The following is a 690-nucleotide window of genomic DNA, read 5'->3' on the forward strand; positions in this document are numbered from 1 at the left end:
CGGTGTCGGTGACCGAAGCGTCGCTCACCTCGACGCGCCGGATCAGCGTATGATCCTGGTCGACGCCGATGTGCATCTTGTAGCCGAAGGTGCTCTTCTTGCCCTTCTTGCCCCAGCGCGCATCCTTGTCCGCCGATGGCTTGACCGGGCCCTGGTGGCCCTTCTTGGGCTGTTTCGGCGGGCGGCCGCGAGCTTGCAGGAACGAGGCATCGACCAGCGTGCCGCGCTTGACGATCAGGCCCTTGTCCTCAAGCTGGCGGTTGATCTCCTCGAACACCTTGTCGATCAGCCGCTCGCGCGTCAGCTCCTCGCGGAAGCGCCACAGCGTCGAATGGTCGGGCGTGCGGTCCGAAAGGCTGAAGCCGGCAAAGCGGCGGAACGACAGCCGGTCGCGGATCTGTGCCTCAAGCGCTGGATCGCTCAGCCCATGCCATGCGCCCAACAAAAGGCAGCGCATCAGCACTGGCGCCGGATAGCTGGCCGTGCCCGGCCCGGCTCCGCTGCGTGCGCCCAAAAGCCCGTCGATCGGACCCCAGTCGATCTCCTTCGCAACAAGATCGAAGATCGTCTCATCCGACACCGCAAGGCCGTCCGCCAAGCTCAATTGACCAAGCACACGATCAACCATCCGCGAATCTCCCGTAGCGACCACGCCACAGAATCACCAATCCGATTCTGTGCAAAGGCCTC

The 690-nt window shown here is 64.1% G+C and carries 1 protein-coding gene; it reads right to left on the reverse strand.

Annotated features, from left to right (window positions below):
• Window positions 1-628: IS5 family transposase (locus NKH01_RS35195; protein ID WP_353024750.1), on the reverse strand; the 628-nt coding region annotated here is incomplete at its 3' end.
• Window positions 629-690 lie beyond the last annotated feature (62 nt).

The sequence above is a fragment of the Mesorhizobium sp. M1403 genome, from assembly GCF_040317695.1.
Taxonomy (GTDB): domain Bacteria; phylum Pseudomonadota; class Alphaproteobacteria; order Rhizobiales; family Rhizobiaceae; genus Mesorhizobium.